The organism is Litoreibacter sp. (assembly GCF_058136045.1).
This window is the reverse complement of record NZ_JBYVDD010000020.1, coordinates 1-620: the sequence shown is the minus strand read 5'-3', so window position 1 is coordinate 620 and position 620 is coordinate 1. Positions and strand designations below refer to the sequence as shown.

2 rRNA genes are annotated in these 620 nt (G+C 49.4%); both read left to right on the top strand.

Annotated elements, in window-relative coordinates:
• Positions 1-307, top strand: a 23S ribosomal RNA gene (locus tag AC3Y7R_RS16845); the annotation flags it as partial.
• Positions 308-458: 151 nt separating this feature from the next.
• A 5S ribosomal RNA gene (rrf, locus tag AC3Y7R_RS16840) occupies positions 459-573 on the top strand.
• Positions 574-620: the final 47 nt, after the last annotated feature.

Below are 620 nucleotides of genomic sequence, written 5' to 3'. Positions count from 1 at the left end.
TGGGTTTAGAACGTCGTGAGACAGTTCGGTCCCTATCTGCCGTGGGTGTAGGATACTTGAGAGGAGTTGCCCCGAGTACGAGAGGACCGGGGTGAACGAACCACTGGTGGACCAGTTGTCATGCCAATGGCAGTGCTGGGTAGCTACGTTCGGAAAGGATAACCGCTGAAGGCATCTAAGCGGGAAGCCCCCCTCAAAACAAGGTATCCCTGAGAACCGAGGTAGACCACCTCGTCGATAGGCCAGAGATGTAAGCGCAGCAATGCGTTCAGTTGACTGGTACTAATTGTTCGATAGGCTTGATTTGATCCAGTAGAAGCTGGACTTCAAAAGCTACACATATGTGTAAGTGACTTGGACTAATACAATATACTGATGGTGTGTGATGTAAGGGAGATAATCCCAAGCGTCGCACCCGCCATGATTGCTAAACAATCATGGCGGTGTTCTTTTTTTGGTTTGGTGGTCATAGCGCGAGCAAAACACCCGATCCCATCCCGAACTCGGCAGTTAAGTGCCGTCGCGCCAATGGTACTGCGTCTTAAGACGTGGGAGAGTAGGTCACCGCCAAACCTAATAAAGAACACACAAAAATTCTCTCAATAGGATGACCTTAAAAA